The sequence below is a fragment of the Curtobacterium sp. GC_Cur_3 genome, assembly GCF_026544205.1.
Taxonomy (GTDB): Bacteria; Actinomycetota; Actinomycetes; order Actinomycetales; family Microbacteriaceae; genus Curtobacterium.
In genome coordinates, this window is sequence record NZ_JALNUI010000036.1 from 1 (window position 1) to 19,705 (window position 19,705).

At 73.1% G+C, this 19,705-nt stretch carries 17 protein-coding genes; 13 read left to right on the top strand and 4 right to left on the bottom strand.

Translation table 11 applies throughout. From position 1 onward, the window contains the following. The first annotated feature begins 28 nt into the window (after positions 1 to 28). The 4 genes from OXR63_RS15805 (at position 29) to OXR63_RS15820 (ending at position 3,555) form a co-directional block, all read left to right on the top strand. The gene (locus tag OXR63_RS15805; RefSeq protein WP_071274875.1) at positions 29 to 754 is read left to right on the top strand and encodes a PspA/IM30 family protein; all 726 of its coding nucleotides are present in this window, start codon (positions 29 to 31) and stop codon (positions 752 to 754) included. 56 nt (positions 755 to 810) lie between these two features. Continuing rightward, complete coding sequence (locus OXR63_RS15810; protein ID WP_267424779.1) at positions 811 to 1,632, top strand: arginase family protein; 822 nt, start codon at positions 811 to 813, stop codon at positions 1,630 to 1,632. 144 nt (positions 1,633 to 1,776) lie between these two features. Further along, a complete protein-coding gene (locus OXR63_RS15815) occupies positions 1,777 to 3,195 on the top strand; it encodes a dihydrolipoyl dehydrogenase family protein (protein WP_267424780.1) in 1,419 nt (472 codons plus the stop codon). Positions 3,196 to 3,198: 3 nt separating this feature from the next. Then, positions 3,199 to 3,555, top strand: a complete 357-nt coding sequence (locus tag OXR63_RS15820) for a Fe-S oxidoreductase (protein ID WP_194625470.1) — start codon at positions 3,199 to 3,201, stop codon at positions 3,553 to 3,555. 737 nt (positions 3,556 to 4,292) lie between these two features. On the opposite strand, the gene OXR63_RS15825 is transcribed toward OXR63_RS15820, so the two are convergent. Both OXR63_RS15825 and OXR63_RS15830 read right to left on the bottom strand, forming a co-directional pair. Further along, positions 4,293 to 5,111 carry an ABC transporter ATP-binding protein gene (locus OXR63_RS15825; protein WP_267424785.1) on the bottom strand — a complete coding sequence of 273 codons (819 nt, stop codon included), beginning with the start codon at positions 5,109 to 5,111 and terminating at the stop codon, positions 4,293 to 4,295. 3 nt (positions 5,112 to 5,114) lie between these two features. After that, positions 5,115 to 6,014 (bottom strand): siderophore-interacting protein, encoded by a 900-nt coding sequence (locus tag OXR63_RS15830; protein ID WP_267424788.1) that lies wholly within the window; start codon positions 6,012 to 6,014, stop codon positions 5,115 to 5,117. 63 nt (positions 6,015 to 6,077) lie between these two features. Between OXR63_RS15830 and OXR63_RS15835 the strand changes: the two genes are divergently transcribed. From OXR63_RS15835 to OXR63_RS15860, 6 genes are all read left to right on the top strand, one after another. Further along, positions 6,078 to 7,031, top strand: a complete 954-nt coding sequence (locus tag OXR63_RS15835; protein WP_267424791.1) for an alpha/beta fold hydrolase — start codon at positions 6,078 to 6,080, stop codon at positions 7,029 to 7,031. A 61-nt stretch (positions 7,032 to 7,092) separates the two neighbouring features. Then, positions 7,093 to 8,640: an ABC transporter substrate-binding protein gene (locus OXR63_RS15840; RefSeq protein WP_267424793.1), complete on the top strand. Its 1,548-nt coding sequence runs from the start codon at positions 7,093 to 7,095 to the stop codon at positions 8,638 to 8,640. A 47-nt stretch (positions 8,641 to 8,687) separates the two neighbouring features. After that, a complete protein-coding gene (locus tag OXR63_RS15845) occupies positions 8,688 to 9,638 on the top strand; it encodes an ABC transporter permease (RefSeq protein ID WP_267424795.1) in 951 nt (316 codons plus the stop codon). Continuing rightward, positions 9,638 to 10,525, top strand: coding sequence for an ABC transporter permease (locus OXR63_RS15850; RefSeq protein ID WP_267424797.1), 888 nt, complete (start codon positions 9,638 to 9,640; stop codon positions 10,523 to 10,525). The genes OXR63_RS15845 and OXR63_RS15850 overlap by 1 nt, the downstream gene beginning before the upstream one ends. Positions 10,526 to 10,536: 11 nt before the next feature. After that, positions 10,537 to 11,331, top strand: a complete 795-nt coding sequence (locus OXR63_RS15855) for an ABC transporter ATP-binding protein (RefSeq protein ID WP_267424832.1) — start codon at positions 10,537 to 10,539, stop codon at positions 11,329 to 11,331. After that, positions 11,328 to 12,131 (top strand): ABC transporter ATP-binding protein, encoded by an 804-nt coding sequence (locus OXR63_RS15860; RefSeq protein WP_267424799.1) that lies wholly within the window; start codon positions 11,328 to 11,330, stop codon positions 12,129 to 12,131. Before OXR63_RS15855 ends, OXR63_RS15860 begins: the two co-directional genes overlap by 4 nt. A 673-nt stretch (positions 12,132 to 12,804) precedes the next feature. Here the strand turns inward: OXR63_RS15860 and OXR63_RS15865 are convergent. Next, positions 12,805 to 14,244 (bottom strand): amidase, encoded by a 1,440-nt coding sequence (locus tag OXR63_RS15865; RefSeq protein WP_267424801.1) that lies wholly within the window; start codon positions 14,242 to 14,244, stop codon positions 12,805 to 12,807. Between the two features lie 47 nt (positions 14,245 to 14,291). On the opposite strand from OXR63_RS15865, the gene OXR63_RS15870 reads away from it, so the two are divergent. Then, the gene (locus OXR63_RS15870; protein WP_267424803.1) at positions 14,292 to 14,942 is read left to right on the top strand and encodes an IMPACT family protein; all 651 of its coding nucleotides are present in this window, start codon (positions 14,292 to 14,294) and stop codon (positions 14,940 to 14,942) included. 59 nt (positions 14,943 to 15,001) lie between these two features. Continuing rightward, entirely contained in the window at positions 15,002 to 16,645 is a 1,644-nt protein-coding gene (locus OXR63_RS15875; protein ID WP_267424805.1) for an ABC-F family ATP-binding cassette domain-containing protein, read from the top strand. A gap of 54 nt (positions 16,646 to 16,699) precedes the next feature. Here OXR63_RS15875 and OXR63_RS15880 read toward each other — a convergent pair whose 3' ends face one another. Continuing rightward, positions 16,700 to 17,992 carry a cytochrome P450 gene (locus OXR63_RS15880; protein WP_267424808.1) on the bottom strand — a complete coding sequence of 431 codons (1,293 nt, stop codon included), beginning with the start codon at positions 17,990 to 17,992 and terminating at the stop codon, positions 16,700 to 16,702. Between the two features lie 775 nt (positions 17,993 to 18,767). On the opposite strand from OXR63_RS15880, the gene OXR63_RS15885 reads away from it, so the two are divergent. Continuing rightward, positions 18,768 to 19,682 (top strand): L,D-transpeptidase, encoded by a 915-nt coding sequence (locus tag OXR63_RS15885; protein WP_267424810.1) that lies wholly within the window; start codon positions 18,768 to 18,770, stop codon positions 19,680 to 19,682. The last annotated feature ends 23 nt before the right edge of the window (positions 19,683 to 19,705 follow it).

Here is a 19,705-nt window from a genome sequence, read left to right on the forward strand (position 1 = left end):
GCAGACCACCCCAGGAAAGGGAACAGCAATGGCAAAGCAGTCCATCTTCGGTCGCATCTCCGGACTCGTCCGGGCGAACGTCAACCAGCTCATCGACAACGCGGAAGACCCGCAGATGATGCTCGACCAGCTCGTGCGCGACTACACGAACAACATCGCCGACGCCAAGAGCGCCATCGCGCAGACCATCGGCAACCTCCGCCTGCTCGAGCAGGACAACGAGGAAGACGTCCGCGCGGCACAGGAGTGGGGCCAGAAGGCCGCCAACGCGTCCGTCGCAGCCGACAAGTACCGCGCCGAGGGCAAGTCCGCCGACGCAGACAAGTTCGACAACCTCGCCAAGATCGCCATCGGCAAGCAGATCGCCGCCGAACAAGAGGTCAAGGACAACGCGTCGCCGCTCGCCACGCAGAACGAGCAGGTCGACAAGCTCAAGCAGGGCCTCGCCGGCATGGAGCAGAAGCTCGAGGAGCTCAAGGCCAAGCGCAACAGCCTGGTCGCCCGCGCCAAGACCGCCGAAGCCCAGTCGAAGGTCAACGACGCCGTCGGCAACATCGACGTCACCGACCCGACGAGCGACCTCGCGCGCTTCGAGGAGAAGGTCCGTCGCGAAGAGGCGAAGGTCATCGGTCAGCAGGAACTGCAGGCGTCGAGCCTGGACGCTCAGTTCGAGAGCCTCGAGGACGTCGGCCGCGACGCCGAGGTCGAGGCCCGCCTCGCCGCGCTCAAGTCGGGCGGTTCCTCGACGATCTAGTCGAGTCTGAGAGCGACATCCGCGACGACGCCGGACCCGCCTGACAGGATGAGGACATGCAGTTCCTCGTCGTCGGTCAGTGGCAGGGTTCGGCGTCGTCGCGTGCGATGCGCCTCGGCGACGGCGCGTCCGCGATCGCAGCCGACCTCCCCCGCGCCGCCACCACCGTCATCGACGTCCCGGTCGGCGCCGGCGACCGCCTCGAGACCGCCGTCGCCCGCTACACCTCGGTGCTGCAGGTCGCGGACCGCGTGGCGCAGGAGACCGCCATCGCCAGCGAGCCGGTGCTCGTGATCGGTGGCGACGGGGCCAGCGCACTCGGCGGAAGCGTCGCGCTCGGACCCGGCACCGCCTTCGTGCGCATCTCGGGCTCCAGCGGGTACCGCCCGCTGAACCGTGCCCAGCCCGTCGCCGCCGAGACAGCGGCGCTCCGGCTGCTGGTCGACCGCCCCGCCGACCTCTTCCCCGACCTGCCGTCCGTGCCCGCTCGGTCCGTCGTCCTCGCCGGCACCCGGGGGGTCGAGGACGCCGAGGTGAACGCCGTCACCCGCGCGGGGATCCACCACCTCGACGTCGACGCCGCCACGCCGGACGCCCTCGCCGCGGCGGTCGACGCCACCGGAGCGGACTCCGTCTACGTGCACGTCGACCTCGACGTCCTCGACCCGTCCGAGGTCGACGGCCTGCTCGAACCCGTGCCGTTCGGCCTCGACGGCGCCGGCCTCGTCGAGCGGATCCACGCCGCCACCCGCGGCCGCCGACTCGTGGGCGCGGCGATCACCGGCTTCGCCCCCGTCGACCCGGACCGCGCGGTCGACGACATGGGCGTCATCCTGCGGGCCGTCGGGGCTCTGTCGGCGGCCTCCCGCGTGTCCTAGACACCGTTCGGGACGTCCCAAGCACGTGCTGCGCTTCGGCTGGGCCGAGGCGGCACCGGCGCCCACTCCTGGGCCGGGCCGGGAGCACACCCGGGGCACAGCGCACACGGCGCGGGTCATGCCGGTCCGCGTACGCTCAGCGACATGACGGACTACGACCTCATCGTGATCGGAGCCGGCGCTGTCGGCGAGAACGTGGCGGACTACGCCCACAAGCGCGGCCTGTCGGTCGCGGTCGTGGAGGCGGAGCTCGTCGGCGGCGAGTGCTCCTACTGGGCGTGCATGCCCTCGAAGGCACTCCTCCGCAGCGGCCACGCCCTCGCAGCGGCCCGGCGGCTCGACGGTGCCAAGCAGGCCGTGACCGGGACGCTCGACGCCGCAGCGGTCCTCGCCCGCCGCACCTCGTTCACGAGCGACTGGGACGACAGCAGCCAGGTCGCCTGGCTCGAGTCCGCCGACATCGCCCTGCTCCGCGGCCACGCCCGGATCACCGGCCCGAAGACGCTCGAGGTCACCGGTCCCGACGGCCAGGTCGAGACCCACACCGCCCGCGCGGCCGTCGCGGTCGTCACCGGTTCGCTGCACACCCTGCCGCCGATCGACGGCCTCGCCGACGCGAAGCCGTGGGGCACCCGCGAGGGCACCAGTGCCAGCCAGGTCCCCGAGAGCCTCATGGTCATCGGCGGCGGCGTCTCCGGGTCCGAACTCGCCACCGCCTGGGCCTCGCTCGGCGCGAAGGTCACCCTCGTTGCCCGCCACGGGCTGCTCGGTGGCATGGAGCCGTTCGCCGGCGAGCTCGTCGCCGACGCGATGCGCGCCTCCGGGATCGACGTCCGCACCGGCGTCAACCCGACGCGCGTCGACCGCGACGAGCACGGCCTGGTCACGACGACCCTCGACGACGGCACCACGGTCATCACGAGCGAGGTCCTCGCCGCCACCGGCCGCGCCGCCCACACGAAGGACCTCGGCCTCGAGACCGTCGGGCTGACCGCCGGCGACTGGCTCGACGTCGACGACACCATGCTCGTCACCGGTACCGACTGGCTCTACGCCGTCGGCGACGTGAACCACCGCGTGCTCCTCACCCACCAGGGCAAGTACCAGGCCCGGGCCGCCGGAGAAGCGATCGCGGCCCGCTTCCAGGGCACCCCGCTGCACACCGAGCCGTGGGGCGCGCACGTCGCCACCGCCGACCACGCCGCCGCACCGCAGGTCACCTTCACCGACCCCGAGGTCGCCAGCGTCGGCCTCACCGAGGAGAAGGCCAAGCAGCAGGGGCTCAACGTCCGCGTCGTCGAGTACGAGCTGGGCAGCATCGCCGGCGCCGCACTGCAGGCCGACGGGTACGTGGGCCGCGCGAACATGGTCGTGGACGAGGACCGCAAGGTCGTCGTCGGCATGACCTTCGTCGGCCAGGACGTCGCCGAGATGCTGCAGGGTGCGACCATCGCCGTCGTCGGCGAGGTCCCGATCGACCGCCTCTGGCACGCCGTCCCCGCCTACCCGACGATGAACGAGATCTGGCTGCGACTGCTCGAGACCTACGGCCGCCCGGAGTAGCGGGTGCGCAACCCCCTGCTCGACTCCCCCGTCTCGCGGGTCGGCTGGCTGTTCGGCACGCTCGTCGGTCTCGCCGTCGGGCTGCCCCTGTCGACCGGCCCCGTCCGGGTCGTCGACGGGCTCATCGTCTGCACGGGGCTGCCGCGCTGGGTCTTCCGGCGCGGCGGCACCTGCGTCGGGTCCGTCTACCTGACCCGCGACAACGACGGCCCCCGGGTGCTCCGGCACGAGCGGGTGCACGTGGCGCAGTGGCGGCGGTACGGCATGCTCATGCCCGTGCTCTACGCGGCCGCCGGCCGCGACCCCCTGCGCAACCGCTTCGAGGTCGAGGCCGGCCTGGAGGACGGCGGCTACCGCTGACCCTCTGCTGAGATCGCACTCCGTGTCGGCTCCACACCAGCCGACCCGACACCAAGTGCGACCTCACCACCGGACGACCGGTCACGACCGGTCGGCCAGCGGCCTCCCGGCCGACGGAACGCGGCCCCTCGCGGAACGCGAGCGGCGAGTCCCGACCAGTCGGGCCCGCTGAGATCGCACTCCGTGTCGGCTCCCCACCAGCCGACCCGACACCAAGTGCGATCTCACCACCGGACAGGAGGCTCGTGGCGGCCCCACACCGCGCCTCCCGCCCGCCGACCGGTCACGACACCCCGCCGGCACGCCGCCGACCGGTCACCACCGGTCGGCCAGCGGCCTCCCGGACCGACGGAACGCGGCCCCTCGCGGAACGCGAGCGGCGAGTCCCGACCAGTCGAGCCCGCTGAGATCGCACTCCGTGTCGGCTCCGCATCAGCCGACCCGACACCAAGTGCGACCTCACCAGCGGACGGGAGGCTCGTGGCGGCCCCGCACCGCGCCTCCCGCCCGACGGAACGCGACCCCTCGCCGAACGCGAGCGGGGCGTCCCGACCAGTCGGGCCCGCTGAGATCGCACTCCGTGTCGGCTCCGCATCAGCTGACCCGACACCAAGTGCGATCTCACCACCGGACGGGAGGCTCGGGGCGGCCCCGCACCGCGCCTCCCGGCCGACGGAAGGTGACCGCTCGCGGAACGTGAGCGGGGAGTCTCGACCCTTCGGCGGCGCAGCGCCGCCTCAGCGCGCGCGACGGGGCACGACGAGGGGCGTGCCGGTCTCCGGGTCGGGGACGACGACGCAGGACAGGCCGAAGACGTCCTCGACGAGGTCGGCCGTCAGCACCTCGGCCGGCGTGCCCTGCGCCACGACGGCACCCTCGCGCATCGCGATGACGTGTGTGGCGTACCGCGCGGCCTGGTTCAGGTCGTGCAGCACCGCGACGACCGTTCGCCCCGCCGCGTGGAGCGCTGCCGCAAGCTCGAGCACGTCGTACTGGTGCGCGATGTCGAGGAACGTCGTGGGCTCGTCGAGGAGCACGATGTCGGTCTCCTGCGCCAGCACCATCGCGATCCACACGCGTTGCCGCTGCCCGCCGGAGAGCTCGTCGACGCCGCGGTCCGCGAGCTCCACGGTGTCGGTCTGCGCCAACGCCCGCTGCACGGCGGCCCGGTCTGACCCGGAGGACGGGTGGAAGAGGTCCTGGTGCGGGAAGCGCCCGCGGGACACGAGGTCGCGCACGGTGATGCCGTCGGGGGCGATCGGCGTCTGCGGGAGCATCGCCACGCGGCGCGCCACGGCCTTGGGGCGGTACGACCCGAGCGGTGCGCCGTCGAGGAACACGGTGCCCGCGCTCGGCTTCAACGTGCGCGCGAAGGCCTTCAGCAGCGTGGACTTGCCGCACGCGTTCGGTCCGACGATGACGGTGAGCTCGCCGTCCGGCACGTCGACGTCGAGGCCGTCCACCACGACGCGGTCGTCGTACGCGAGCGTCAGGCCGCGGGCACCGAGCGCCGTCGTGGGGACGGCGCCGACGACGGACGCGGCGGGGGCGGACACGCGCTAGTTCTCGGCCTTGCCGTGCCGCCAGTAGCCCATGAAGGCGACCTGCTTGCGGTCGAGGCCGACGCCGCGCACGAGGTGGCGGCGGAGCTCCTTGATGCAGGCGGCCTCGCCCGCGATCCAGGCGTACACGGGACGGTGTGACTCGGCGGTGGGGACGTCCCAGAGCGTCTGGTGGTCGACGTCGACGTCCGCCAGTTCCGTGGGCCCGGAGTCAGCAGACACGGGCGTCACGGCGCTCGACGCCCACGCGTGCACGTGGTCGGTCATCCGGACCCCGTGCGAGGCACCGTTGCGGGCGATCCAGCGGACCTCGACCCCGGCGGGCGCCGTCACCGGCAGCCGGTCGGCGTCGGTCGGGACCTCGATGAAGACGTGGCCGACGGTGGTGACGTCGAGCGCCTCGAGGATGGCGCAGATCGCCGGCGCGGCGGTCTCGTCACCGGCGAGCAGGATCCGGTTCGCCGCACCCGGCGCGAACTCGGCAGCGCCGGAGGGCAGCTCGTCCGCGGACGACGGCACAGCGGGTCCGACGATGCGGAGTTCGTCGCCGACGCGGCACCCGGCGACCCAGCGTGACGCGGGGCCGGTGTCACCGTGGGCGACGAAGTCGATGTCGAGCTCGCGGGCGTCGGGGCGGAACGACCGGACGGTGTAGGTGCGGAGCGGGTTCCGCGTTTCGTCGGGCAGCGCGCGCCAGGCAGTGTACCAGTCCTCGCCGTCAGGCAGGTCGGTGAACCCGTACCCGGGGATCGGCAGGACGACCTTGATCCGCTGGTCGAGCCCGACCGAGGAGAACGCGCCGAGCTCGTCGCCGGTGAGCGTCACCCGCACGAAGTGGGGGGTGAGCGAGGACACGGCTGCCACGCGGACGGAGAACACACGGTACCGGGCAGCCACACGGCAAGTATGGCATGCCTTACCTAAGCCAGCCAAGGGACCGGGCGGTGCGAGACTGGCCACGTGCACGAGGACGACGACGAGTTCCGGGACCTGCCCGACCTGGCCCGCGCGAGCGGCGTGACGGAGCCGCTCCGAGCCTCCCGGCAGGAGATCCCGGCCACCCCGGGACCCGGCGGACACGGCGCCGTCTCGGCGATCCGCTGGCAGGACCCCACGGACACCGGCCGGGAGGCCCGGGTCGTCTACCTGCACGGGCTCGGCATCGACGCCCACAGCTTCGACCAGACGGCGATCGCCGTCGGCGAGCCGGCGGTCGCACTCGACCTGCCCGGCCACGGCCGGTCCGCGTGGCGGGACGACGCCGACTACGCGGCCTCCGCGACCGCACCTGCGGTGCTCGCCGCGCTCGACGCCCTCGCGGTGCCGCCCGGCGTCGTCGTGGGGCACTCGCTCGGCGCGATCCTGGCCGCCCGGATCGCCGCGACGGCGCCGGAGCGGGTGACCGGCCTGGTGCTGGTCGACATGTCGCCGGACTTCGCCCAGCGCGCTGTGGACCGGATCGCTCGGGCGCTGGAGTCCGAGCCGCCGTTCGAGGACCTCGACGAGGTCGTGGACCGCGCGATCGAGGCCAGGGTCGGGGACGACCGCCAGGTGCTCCTCCGGGAGGCCCGGCACACGACCCGACTCGGTGCTGACGGACGGCTGGTCCGGCGGCACCACTTCCCGCACCTGCCGGCGGGACGGACCTCGTCGGTCGGGCGCTTCGCGGACGCGTGGCCGGACCTGGAGTCGCTCCAGGTGCCGGTGCTGCTCGTCCGCGGCGACCGGGGCTACGTCTCCCCGAAGCTCGTCACGACGTTCGCCGAACGGCTGCCGGCCGCGACGATCGTGACGGTGGAGGCACGGCACGCCGTCCAGACGCAGGCGCCGCTCGACCTGGCGGCCGCCATCCGGGAATGGGGCGTCCGTAACGAATTGTTGTACGGCGTCGAACAGCGCTCGGAGCGCCGGTAGATTCTTCCGAGCGCGCGCGACGACCGTCGCTCCCCGTGCGCCCGGAAGGAACACACCACCCATGCGCCCCTCCCTCCCCCGCGTCGGTCGGCAGCACGTCCGTCGCTCGGTCCTCGCCGCGACCGCGATCGCCGTGGCGGCGACCATCGCCCTCGCCGGGTGCACCGGCTCGACGAAGCCCACGGGCGGCGCCGACGCGACCGTGCGGGTCGGTCTCGTCCTCGAACCGACGAGCCTCGACATCCGGACGCAGTCGGGGGCGGCACTCGACCAGGTCCTGATCGACAACGTGTACCAGGGACTCGTCGGCCGGACCGCGACGGGCGAGATCCGCGACGTGCTGGCGTCCGGTCACACGGTGTCGTCGGACGGGCTGACCTACGCGTTCACGCTGCGCAGGGGCATCACGTTCCAGGACGGCAAGCCGGTCACCGCCGCCGACGTCGTCTGGTCGCTCGAGCAGGTCAAGGGCAACGCCTCGTACGTCGACTCGGCCAAGCTCGCCGGGGTCAGCTCCATCGCCTCGCCGTCGTCCGACACCGTCGTGGTGACGCTGGCGAAGCCCGACTCGGACCTGCTCTTCAACCTCACCGGCCGCGCCGGGCTCGTGCTCGAGAAGGCGGCGGACAACGACCTGTCGGACAGCGCGAACGGCACCGGCCCGTTCGAGGTCTCGAACTGGAAGCAGGGCGACTCGCTGACGTTCACCCGGAACGCCGACTACTGGGGCACGAAGGCGAAGGTCAAGACGATCGTCTTCCGGTACATCACCGACCCGTCCACGGCCGTGAACGCGATGGCGAACGGCGACGTCGACGTGCTGAACCCCGTCGACGGCACGCTGAAGAGCCAGCTGCAGGGCAACCCCGACATCGCGCTGCACTCCGGCAAGACGACCGACAAGTACACGCTCGCGTTCAACGACGCCAAGGCGCCCTTCACCGACAAGCGGGTCCGCCAGGCGATCCGGCAGGCCATCGACCCGAAGGCACTCATCAAGGCCATCGGCGGCACCGGCGTCGAGCAGGGTGGCCCGATCCCCGAGCTCGACCCCGGGTACGAGGACCTGACCGACGTCGACGCGTACGACCCGTCGAACGCGAAGCAGCTCCTGGCCGCCGCAGGGGCGCAGGACCTCAAGCTCACCCTGACGTACGCGAACGTCTACCCGGCGACGATCGGTGACGTGCTGAAGTCGCAGCTCGCCGACGTCGGCATCACCCTGACCGTCAAGCGCGTCGACTTCGCCACCTGGCTGTCGTCGGTGTTCCAGGCGCCGAAGTCCGGCGTCCGTGACTTCGACCTGTCGATGGTCGACCACGTCGAGGCCCGGGACTTCGGCAACTGGGCGAACCCGGACTACTACTTCGGGTACGACAACGCGCGGGTGCAGGCGCTCTACGCCGAGTCCGTCGCGACGACGTCCCCGTCGGAGAAGGCCGCTGCGCTGAAGCAGGCCGCGCGGATCGTCAGCGAGGACGCGGCCGGCGAGTGGCTGTACACGGCCACGGAGATCACGGCGATCCGGAAGGGCGTCACCGGGTTCCCGTACGACGGCGGCAACTCCCGGCTCGACCTGTCGGGGCTCGCCGTGGCGCAGGGCAACTAGCATCGTCTCGTGACCCGGTCCCCTCGTCCCGACGAAGCGCGGGTCCCGTGACCCGGTTCCTCATCGGGCGGGTGCTGCTGCTCGTCGTCGGCCTGCTCGTGGCGAGCGTCATCATCTTCGCCACGCTCCGCGTGCTGCCCGGCGACGTCGCCCAGGTCGTCGCGGGCACCCAGTCGACACCGCTGCAGGTCGAGGAGCTCCGGCGCCAGCTCGGCCTCGACCGCCCCGTGGTGCTGCAGTACCTCGACTGGATCGGCGGCGTCGTCACCGGCGACCTCGGCCGGTCCCTGGTGACGAACGGCGCGGTCGGGCCGGAGATCGCCGCCAAGCTCGGCGTGACGCTGCCGCTCGCGGGGATGTCCCTCGCCGCGGCGCTCGTGCTCGGGGTCCCGCTCGGTGTCCTCGCCGCGGTGCTCCGTCGTCGTGCGGGCGGTGCGGTCATCGCGTTCGTGGCCCAGGCCGTCGCCGCGGTCCCGGTCGTCTGGGCCGGCATGCTCTTCGTCGCCCTGTTCGCCGTGACGCTGCACTGGCTGCCGACGCAGGGCTTCCCGCTCGACGGCTGGTCGGAACCCGGTCGGGCGTTCTCGTCGCTCGTGCTACCCGCGCTGACGATCGGAGCGGTCGAGGGTGCCGTGATCCTCCGCTTCACCCGCTCCGCGACGCTCTCCGTGCTCGACGCCGACCACCTCCGCACCGCCGCGGCCGTGGGGCTCACGCGCACCCAGGCGCTGCTCCGGCACGGGCTCGGGTCGGTGGCACTGACCGTGCTGGCGGTCCTCGGCGTGCAGATCGCCGGGCTCCTGGTCGGCGCGGTCGTCGTCGAGCAGCTGTTCTCCCTGCCCGGGGTCGGCCGGATGCTCGTCACCGACGTCGGACGGCGGGACGTCACGAAGGTGCAGTCCGAGCTGCTCGTGCTCACCGGGCTCGTGCTGGTCGTCGGCTTCGCGGTCGACGTCGTGCACCGCGCCCTCGACCCCCGGCAGCGGGAGGCCACCTGATGACCGGATCCGGCATCCGCCGCGTCCTCCGCCGCCCGACCGGGGCCTTCGCCGTGGTCGTCCTCGGGCTCCTCGTGGTGCTCGCCGCCGTGTCGCTCGTGTGGACACCCCAGGACCCCTTCCGCGCCGACCCCTTCCACCAGTGGGACCCGCCGAGTGCCGCGCACTGGTTCGGCACCGACGGCATCGGGCGCGACATCGCCAGCTACCTGCTCGCGGGCACCAGGACGACGGTGCTCGTCGCGGTCGGCTCCGGCGTCATCGCGAGCGTCGTCGGCATCGTGCTCACCGCGATCGGGTCGCTCACCGCACGCTGGGTCCGCGAGGGCATGGCCGTGCTCCTCGACATCCTCGTCGCGTTCCCCACGCTCCTGACGGCGATGCTCCTCACCGCGGTGTTCGGCGGCTCGCTCGGCGTGGTGATCGTGTCCGTCGGGCTGGCGTTCGGCGTGACGATCGCCCGGGTCGCCCGCGGGGAGATCCGCCGCATCGCCAGGAGCGACTACGTCACGGCGGCCCGGGCGTCCGGCGTCGGACCGGGCGGGGTGCTGCTGCGCCACCTGGTGCCGAACGCGGCGCCGCTGTTCACCGTGCAGCTCTCGCTCGCGATGGCCACGGCGGTCCTCGCCGAGGCCGGGCTCTCCTACCTCGGCTACGGCGCGGGGTCGGGGACGGCGTCGTGGGGGAACCTGCTGTCCGACCTGCAGACGTACATCGGCGTGCACCCGTGGAGCGCGACCTGGCCGGGCGCCGCGATCGCCCTCGTCGTGATGGCGCTATCGCTGCTCGGGGACGCGATCCGCGACGCCTCCGACCCGCGGCTGACAACCGGTGACCGCGCGAGCGACACCGAGCGGGCCACCGCCGTGCCGGGGGTGACCGCGTGAGCGGGGAAGACATGCAGACCACGCGCACGACCGCAGCGACCGGACTCGAGGTGCGTGGCCTGTCGGTCCGGATCGCGGGGCGGACGGTGCTCGACGACGTGACGTTCACCGTGCCTCCCGGCGGTCGGGTGGGCGTGATCGGCGCGTCCGGTTCCGGGAAGTCCATGACCTCCCTGGCCCTGATGGGGCTGGAACCGACCGGTGCGGACGTGACGGGCTCGGTGCGGCTCGACGGCGACGAGCTCCTCGGACTGCCGGACCGGGCGCGCGCGGCGTACCGCGGGGCGCGCATCGGGATGGTGTTCCAGGAGCCGGGCACGGCCCTCGATCCCCTGCGTCGCGTCGGGAAGCAGATCGCGGAGCCGCTCCGGCTGCACCGCGGGCTCGACCGGCGTGCGGCGGACGCGGCGGCGCTGGAGCTCGCCGTCGCGGTCGGACTGCCCGACCCCGAGTCCCTGCTGCGCCAGTGGCCGCACCAGCTCTCCGGCGGACAGCGGCAGCGGATCTGCATCGCGATGGCGCTGGCCGGGTCGCCGGAGCTCATCGTCGCGGACGAACCCACCACGGCGCTCGACGTCACGACCGAGGCGCGGATCCTCGACCTGCTGCGCGGCCTCGACGTGTCGCTGCTCTTCGTCACCCACGACCTGGCGGTGCTCGCGCAGATCGCCGACTCCGTCGTCGTGCTCGACGCCGGTCGTGTCGTCGAGGCGGGGTCCGTCGCCGACCTGCTCGCCCGGCCGCAGCACCCCACCACGCGGGCGCTCGTCGAGGCCGCCCGTGCCACCGCCAGGAGGACCCCGTGACCGACGCCCTCACCGCCGTCGGCCTGCAACGGACGTACCGACTCCCCCGTCGTGGGCCCTTCGAGCCCGGACCGCTCCGCACCGCCGTGGACGGCGTCGACCTGGTCGTCCCGGCCGGTTCCCGGCTCGGGATCGTCGGGGAGTCCGGGTCCGGCAAGTCGACCCTGGTCCGGCTCCTCGCCGGCCTGGAGGCCCCTACCGCCGGCGCCGTGACCGCCTCCGGTCGTCCGGTGGTCGCGTCCGCCTCCGCTGCCGCGATGCGGTGGTTCCGGCGGGAGACCGGGGTGGTGTTCCAGGATCCCTACGCGTCGCTCGACCCGCGGATGCGCGTCGGGCAGATCGTCGCGGAGCCGCTGCGGGCGATGCGGGTGCCTGTGTCGGGTTCTGGTTCTGGTTTGTCGCACGCGGGGATGGTCGCGTCGGCGCTCGAGCGCGTCGACCTGCCCTCGGACGCGGTGGACCGGTACCCGCACGAGTTCTCCGGCGGGCAGCGACAGCGCATCGCGATCGCGCGGGCGATCGTCCACGGGCCGCGGATCCTGTTCGGGGACGAGCCGATGAGCGCCCTCGACGTGGTCGTCCGCGCGCGGGTGATCGAGCTGTTCCAGTCGCTGGCGGCGGAGCTCGGGCTGACGATCGTGCTCGTGTCGCACGACATCGGCGTGGTGCAGCGCCTGTGCGACACCGTCGCGGTGATGTCGGCGGGGCGCATCGTCGAGCACGGGCCGGTGTCCCTGCTCGACGCGCCGACGCACCCGGTGACGCGGGCGCTGGTCGAGGCGGCGCCGACGCTGCCGTAGGGGGCGCTCCGCGGGCGCTGTCATGGGCGCTGCCGCTGGCTGGGCTGCTGCCGCTGCTGCCGCTGCTGTGGCGCTGTGGCGCTGTGGTGCCCCTACCCGACTCGGAACGACACCGTCGAGGTCGTACGACACCGAGAATGTCGTTCCGAGTCAGGCGAGCCCGAGCCCGGGCGCCCGCGCATCACCCGCGCGACACCGTCGAGGTCGTACGACACCGATGATGTCGTGCCGGTCGTCCGGTCGGGTCGGTCCGGTCGGGTCGTGCGTCCGCATGTTCCGACCCCGCACGAGTCGTTCGACAGTTGCCGTGTCGCCCGATGCACACGCATCCCCTGCATCCACATGTTCCGACACCGCCTGTGTCGTTCGACGCCCGCAGTGTCGCCCGATGCACACGCATCCCCGGCGTCTGCAACAGCGCGACATCGTCGAGGTCGTACGACACCGATGTTGTCGTTCCGAGTCGAGCGCACCTGAGTTCGGCCGACCGCCGATCACTCGCGCGACACCGTCGAGGTCGTACGACACCGACGATGTCGTTCCGAGTCGAGCGCACCCGAGCCCGGGCGACCGCCGATCACTCGCGCGACACCGTCGAGGTCGTACGACAGCGACGATGTCGTTCCGGGTCGACCGACCTACACCCGCCCCAGCCCCCGCGCCCGCCCAGCCCTCACCACCCGGGCGGGTGCCTCCGCTGCCACCGCACCCGGCGCTCGAGCTGCGCCCCCAGCGCGAGCAACGTCCGCTCCCCACCCGGCCGCCCGATGAGCTGCACGCCCATCGGCAGCCCGGCACCGTCGGGGTGGTCCGCGGGCGTGACGCCGACTGGCAGCGTGATCGCGGGCAGTCCGGCCACGTTCGCCATCGAGGTCCACGGCGAGTACGCGCACTGGCGGCGGAAGTCCTCCTCGGGGTCGTCGCCGTACCACCCGAGCGGCCGGGGCGTGAGCGCCAGCGTCGGGGAGAGCACCGCGTCGAACCGGTCGAACGCCCGGATGACCGTGGCGGAGAAGACGTCGAGCGCCGTCATCGCGTCGAGCACCTGCGTCCCGGTCAACGCCTGCCCCCGGGCGACGAGCCACGACACCAGCGGCGTCAGCGCGGACAGGTCGATCCCGGGCACCGCGGGCAGCCGCGCCGCCGAGGTCTCCCACGCCACCCGGAACGCCGCACCGTAGGGCACCGAGGGCATCCGGACGTCCTCGATCCCGTGCCCGAGCGCGTCGAACTCCCGGACCGCCGTTGCGACCGCTGCCCGCGCTGCCGGGTCCACGACGACGTCGATCGTGTCGTCCCACGGCGAGCCCTCGAGCACGCCGAGCACGAAGCGCCCCTCGCCCCGCACGGCCGCCGCGGTGAACGGCCCATCGCCCACGTCGGGCGTGACGAGCGCGTACGGAACCGGCTCGTCGAGCCCGGTCGGCGCCACGAGCGCGTCGAGCAGCATCCCGGCGTCCGCCACCGACCGCGTCAGGGGCCCGGCGACGGACAGCCCACCGACACCGGAGCGCCCGGGCATCGACGGCACGCGGCCCCGGCTCGGCTTCAGGCCGACGAGCCCGGTCGCCGCCGCCGGGATCCGCACCGATCCCCCGCCGTCCGACCCGACCGCAGCGGGCAGGAGTCCGGCGGCCACCGCGGCCGCGGCACCGCTCGACGACCCGCCGGGTGCCAGGTCCGTGCGGTAGGGGTTCCGCGTCACGCCGAACCGTGTCTCGGAGGACGACGACATCCCGAACTCCGGCGTCGTGGTCTTGCCGAGACTCACCGCTCCCGCCGCGTCCAGGGCCGCGACGACGGGGTGGTCCGCCGCCGCCGGCCGCTCCGGCAACGACGTGGTGCCGGAGCGCGTGGGGACCCCGACACGGTCGTACAGGTCCTTGTCCGCGGACGGGAGGCCCCACAGCGGTCTCGACGTCGGCACCAGGTGCCCGAGACGGTCGGCCCGCTCACGTGCGGCGTCGGCCGTGACCGTCACGAAGGCACCGAGTCGCGGGTCCAACCGCTCGATCCGGCCGAGGTAGTGCTCGGTCGCGTCGCGGGCCGTGGTGTCGCCGCGACGGATCCAGTCCCAGAGGTCCTGCGCGGAGAGGTGGTGGAGTTCGAACACGGTCCCCGAGCCTAAGCCGCCGACCCCGGCGCGACTATGCTCGTGGGGTGACCCGCCGGTACCCGTCCACGATCGCCGCGGCGGTCGAGCACGAGATCGTCATCACGAAGTCCCGCTTCGTCGCCCACGCCGTCCCGGTCACCGGCCCCGCCGACGCCGAACGCGTCATCGCCGGGATCCGCCGCGAGGCCTGGGACGCCCGCCACCACTGCGTCGCGATGGTCACCGGCGTGCTCGGCGACCAGGCCAGGTCCTCCGACGACGGCGAACCGTCGGGCACCGCCGGGATCCCGATGCTCGAGGTGCTGCGCCGCCGCGACCTCACGGACGTCGTGGTCGTGGTCTCGCGCTGGTTCGGCGGCGTGAAGCTCGGGGCGGGCGGGCTCGTGCGGGCGTACTCGACCTCGGCGTCCGAGGCCCTCGACCGCGCCACCATCGTCCGACGAGCAGCCCTCACCGAGGTGACGGTCGACGTCGAGCACGCAGACGCCGGCCGCGTCGACAACGTCCTGCGCGACTGGGTCCGCCACCACGACGCCACCCTCGGCACGACGACCTACGGCTCGCTGGCGACCTTCGCGCTCGCCGTGGCCGCCGACGACCTGGACGCCCTCCGCGCCGACCTCGCCGCCGCCTCCGCCGGCACCCTCGTCCCCGTCGTCGGCGCCGAGACGGTCGTGGACGTCCGCCAGCCCTGAGTCAGCCGCCATCGCGTCCGGCGTCCTGTCCACTCCCGCCGGGATGGGACGATGGGGACATGACCGCCACGCTCGTCGCCAAGGGCCTCGCCGGTGGGTACGCCGCCCGCACGCTGTTCGACTCCCTCGACCTGACGGTCGCACCCGGGGACGTCATCGGCGTCGTCGGGGTGAACGGTGCCGGCAAGTCCACGCTCCTCCGCCTGCTCGCCGGCGTCGACGAGCCGCTCGCGGGCACCGTGTCGCTGGCACCCACCGACGCCTTCGTCGGGTGGCTGCCCCAGGAACACGAACGCCTCGAGGACGAGACCGTCGCGCAGTACCTCGCCCGCCGCACCGGGTGCGCCGCCGCCACCGAGGAGATGGACGCCACGGCAGCCGCGCTCGGGGACCCGGACGCCGGTGCGGACGCTGGCGACCGCTACTCCGTGGCGCTCGACCGGTGGCTCGCCTCGGGAGCAGCCGACCTCGACGAGCGGGTGCCCGCCGTCCTCGCCGACCTCGGACTCACCGTCGACACCGAGTCGCTGATGACCTCGCTCTCCGGTGGGCAGGCCGCCCGCGTCGGGCTCGCCGCACTGCTGCTCTCCCGGTTCGACATCGTCCTGTTGGACGAGCCGACGAACGACCTCGACCTCGACGGCCTCGCCCGACTGGAGGAGTTCGTGCGCGGCCTCCGCGGCGGCGTCGTGCTCGTCAGCCACGACCGCGAGTTCCTGGCCCGGGCGGTCACGAGCGTCCTCGAGCTCGACCTGGCGCAGTCCTCCAACCGGTTGTTCGGCGGTGGGTACGACTCCTTCCTCGAGGAGCGGGCGATCGCCCGGCAGCACAAGCGCGACGCCTACGACGAGTTCGCCTCGACGAAGGCCGACCTCGTCTCCCGAGCCCGGACGCAGCGCGAGTGGTCGAGCCAGGGCGTCCGGAACGCCATGAAGAAGGCACCCGACAACGACAAGATCCGCCGCAAGGCCGCCTCCGAGTCGAGCGAGAAGCAGGCGCAGAAGGTCCGCCAGATGGAGTCGCGCATCGCCCGACTGGACGAGGTCGACGAGCCCCGCAAGGAGTGGCAGCTCGAGTTCACCATCGGGAAGGCGCCGCGCTCCTCCGCCGTCGTCGCCACCCTGTCCGACGCCACCTTCACCCAGGGCGACTTCACGCTCGGCCCGGTGTCCCTGCAGATCGACGGCGGTGACCGCATCGGCATCACCGGCCCGAACGGCGCCGGCAAGTCCACGCTCCTCCGCGCCCTCCTGGGCAAGCAGTCCCCCACGACCGGCACGGCCTCGCTCGGCACCAACGTCGCCGTCGGCGAGGTCGACCAGGCCCGAGCCGTCTTCACCGGGACGACGGCGCTCGCCGAGGTGTTCGAACAGCTCGTGCCCGAGATGGCCACCGCCGAGGTCCGCACGCTGCTCGCGAAGTTCGGGCTGAAGGCCGACCACGTCGCCCGTGCCGCCGGGGAGCTCTCGCCCGGCGAGCGGACCCGTGCGGGCCTGGCGCTCCTGCAGGCCCGTGGCGTCAACGTGCTGGTGCTCGACGAGCCGACGAACCACCTCGACCTCGCTGCGATCGAACAGCTCGAGCAGGCCCTCGAGTCCTACGACGGCACCCTGCTCCTCGTCACCCACGACCGCCGCATGCTCGACACCGTGCAGCTCGACCGCCAGTGGCGCGTCGAGGCGGGGCTCGTCACGGAGCGCTGACCCGCCGGACAGCAGGCTCTGTGCCGGTGGTGAGCGGAGCCTCCCGTCCGGTGGTCAGTGGAACGGACAGCGTGATGCTGCGCCGGGAGCCCTGACGCGTCCGCCGGAGGCGGGCTTGGTCGGCAGCCGCCGACGGTCGACGGACAGCCCGGCGTCGTCGATCCGCACACGCGGGTCGCTGAGGACCGCGACCGCCACCGCGAGGCCGGCGATCGCCAGCTTCTCGCCCGGGCACCGGTGCCCGGTCGCGACCTCGGCGCCTCCGTGCGGGACGAACGCGGGCAACGACTCTGCGTCGTCCACCCCGACGAAGCGCGCCGGGTCGAACCGGTCGGCATGGTCCCAGGACCGGTCGTCGGTGTCCGTCCCGAGGATGTCGAGCACCACCCGCCCACCCGCCGACACGCGCTCCCCGTCGAGCTCGACGTCCGTCAGCGCCCAGCCGGGCAGCATCGGGACGAACGGCGCTGTCCTGCGGATCTCCTGCGCGAACGCCACCGCGAGCGGCCCGTCCGCGGTGGTCCCGCGCTCGGCCGTCTCCGTCGCGATGCGGTCGCGCCACTCGGGGTGGTCGTGCAGCTCCTTCGCCGCGAAGGCCACGAACCGCGCGACCGCGATCATCGGCCGGATGCTGTTCTGCAGCTCCACGCCCGCGAGCCGTGCCGACAGCAGCCGTCCAGCCGGGTCCCGGTGCCAGGCCCACTCGTGCAGGGCCGTGCCCGGCTCCGGGTCGAGCGACCCGCGCCGGACGGCCTCGACCAGGCGTCGTGCGTGCCGGTCCGACCACGCCCGGTTCAGCGCCGCGAGGACGTACTCCGGCGAGTAGGGCACCCCGAACCCGTCCACGATCTGGGCGAGCCGTGCCGACCACCGGGTCCTCGCAGCAGCGGTGCCCGGCAGTCCCGCCCAGCGCATGACCGCCCGGCCGAAGGCGCCGACGGCAGCGTCGTACGCCGATCGGGTGCCGCCTCCGAGCCAGTCGTCGAGCTCGTGCTGCCACTCTCTGACGAAGAGCGGTGTCAGCCGTCGGACCTGCTCGTCCTCGTACGCGACGTCCACGAAGGTCGCCTTGCGGTGCCGGTGCTCCGCGCCGTCGAGGCTGTGCACGGACCCGGTGCCGAACAGTGTCCGCTGCACGATCCCCGGCATCGCGCCATGCCGCGCGATGCGCTCGTCGTCGTAGAACAGGGCGACGCCCTCGGCCCCGCGGACGAACAACGCCGGGCGCCCGAGCAGCCGCATCGGCACCGCGCGAGCGCCGTCACGCGTCCGGTCCCACAGGTGGGCGCCGAGGCCGTAGCCGCGGGTCAGCAGTCCGACGGTGTCGTCTCTGAGGATGGAGGCCATGCGCCCGATGCTGCCGCAGGCCGCCCTGGCGGACGATCAGGCGCCTGCGGCTGGACGCGGGACGGACAGGAGGCTCGGTGCAGGTGGCGAGCGGAGCCTCCCGTCCGGTGCGGTGGGGTGCGGTGCCAGGGTGCGGCGGTGCGGGGTGCCGGGGTGCCTGCTTCGAGACGCCGGTGTCTTGCGGTCGGGCCATGCCGAGACGCCGGTGTCTCGCAGCCGGGCCATGCCGATACGCCGGTGTCTCGGTGAGACGGTCCCTGGTCGTCGAGACACCGCCGAAATGTGCGGCGTCTCGACCACGAGGAGGCGTCTCGCGCAGACAGGGGTGTCTCGCAGCACTCCGGCTCGAGCGACCGCGTCGAGACACCGGCGTCTCGCGCTGACAGAGGCGTCTCGCGCACACAGGGGCGTCTCGCGCAGACAGTTTGGTTGCGCGCAGACAGGGGTGTCTCGCAGCCGGAGCATGCCGAGACGCCGGTGTCTCGGTGAGACGGTCCCTGGCCGTTGAGACACCGCCGAAATGTGCGGCGTCTCGACCACGAGGAGGCGTCTCGCGCAGACAGGGGTGTCTCGCAGCACTCGGGCGGGATCGACCTCCTCGAGACGCCGGTGTTTCGCGCAGACAGGGGTGTATCGCAGCACCTCGAAACCGATCTACCACGCCAAGACACCGGCGTCTCGTGCTGACAGGGGTGTCTCGCGGCACTCCGAGACCGCGGCGCGCAGCACACCCCCACCATCCTCTGGTGGACTGGGCGTGACTGAGGGGGTCGACATGCGTCGGAGGACCTGGCTCGTGGTGGGCATCGCCGCCGCGGCCGTGATCGGCATCGGGATCACGGTGAGCGTCGTGAACGCGCCCGACACCACGCGCGCAGCCGCTTCCCCCACCCCGACGCCCTCGCGGACCACCCCCACGCCGAAACCAACACCCACGCTCGCGGCCGTCCCGGCAGCCCCCTCCGCCGCCGAGCTCGCGGCGCTGCCCCTGGCCTTCCACGACGCCGTGGTCCCCGAACTCCTCGACGGCTCGAGCGCGCACCCCGAGGACTCGTGGCAGATCGCCACCCCGACGGCGCAGCTCGTGGCGCTCTACGCCGCGCCCTCGGCCGATGCCCGTCCGGTCGCGACCCTCTCGGCCACGGTGTCGACCATCGAGACCCCGGCGGCGACCGCGGTCTGGGGTCGCTCGCCGGGCCAGGACGGCGGGATGCTGCTCGTGTCGACGCCGGCTCGGAACCGCACGCCTGGCGACGGCGGGCAGCAGGACGCACCGAGTTCCACGTTCGCATGGGCCCGGGCGTCGGACTTCTCGGTGGTCGACGCCGACCGGATGATCAGCGTCGACGTCGCTGCCAGCACCGTCTCGGTCGTGAAGAAGGACGGCTCTGTCGAAGCGACGGAGGCTGCGCGCCTCGGGACCCCGGACGACCCGACCCCGACGGCGACGGCGACGTACGTGGAGGCCGCCTACGTCGACCCGCGGGTGACGTACACGCAGGGGAACCCGATCATCCTCACGGGCGCGCACTCGTCACGCATCGCTGCGTACGGCGGCAACGCGGCTCTCACCGCGCTGCACTTCTACCCCGACCCGACCGGCAGCTCCCACGGATGCGTGCGGATCTCGGCGGCGATGACGCGGACGCTCTCGGCGCTGCCCGTCGGCACCCCGATCCGCTTCAGCTGACCGCGGCGCCCTGACCCGCGCCG

Coding starts and splice junctions, on each gene's coding strand:
- OXR63_RS15850 (WP_267424797.1), top strand. CDS start 9,638: ATGACCGGATCCGGCATCCGCCGCGTCCTCCGCCGCCCGACCGGGGCC.
- OXR63_RS15880 (WP_267424808.1), bottom strand. CDS start 17,992: ATGGCCTCCATCCTCAGAGACGACACCGTCGGACTGCTGACCCGCGGC.
- OXR63_RS15885 (WP_267424810.1), top strand. CDS start 18,768: ATGCGTCGGAGGACCTGGCTCGTGGTGGGCATCGCCGCCGCGGCCGTG.
- OXR63_RS15875 (WP_267424805.1), top strand. CDS start 15,002: ATGACCGCCACGCTCGTCGCCAAGGGCCTCGCCGGTGGGTACGCCGCC.
- OXR63_RS15805 (WP_071274875.1), top strand. CDS start 29: ATGGCAAAGCAGTCCATCTTCGGTCGCATCTCCGGACTCGTCCGGGCG.
- OXR63_RS15855 (WP_267424832.1), top strand. CDS start 10,537: ATGCAGACCACGCGCACGACCGCAGCGACCGGACTCGAGGTGCGTGGC.
- OXR63_RS15815 (WP_267424780.1), top strand. CDS start 1,777: ATGACGGACTACGACCTCATCGTGATCGGAGCCGGCGCTGTCGGCGAG.
- OXR63_RS15840 (WP_267424793.1), top strand. CDS start 7,093: ATGCGCCCCTCCCTCCCCCGCGTCGGTCGGCAGCACGTCCGTCGCTCG.
- OXR63_RS15810 (WP_267424779.1), top strand. CDS start 811: ATGCAGTTCCTCGTCGTCGGTCAGTGGCAGGGTTCGGCGTCGTCGCGT.